Below are 253 nucleotides of genomic sequence, written 5' to 3' on the forward strand. Positions count from 1 at the left end.
AGTATTCGGGCGGGGTTTTCCCTGGGCAACACTGAGTATCAATATCATGGGCTGCTTCATCATGGGTTTCCTTTTTTTTGAAACTCTCGAACGCATTTCTCTCAGTCCAGAATTGCGTACAGGTATGCTTACCGGGGGCCTTGGCGCTTATACCACCTTCTCGACTTTCTCCCTGGAGACTCTGGTTCTTTTTGAAAACGGCGAAGCACTGAAAGGTTTGCTCTATATGTTTTCTTCACTGTTCCTGTGTGTA

1 protein-coding gene is annotated in these 253 nt (G+C 46.6%); it reads left to right on the top strand.

The features are described from left to right. The coding region (locus HJG40_RS15000) for a fluoride efflux transporter FluC (protein ID WP_215864931.1) at window positions 1-253 on the top strand (253 nt) is incomplete at both ends.

It is taken from the genome of Acidithiobacillus concretivorus, from assembly GCF_018853445.1.
Classification (GTDB): Bacteria; Pseudomonadota; Gammaproteobacteria; order Acidithiobacillales; family Acidithiobacillaceae; genus Acidithiobacillus; species Acidithiobacillus concretivorus.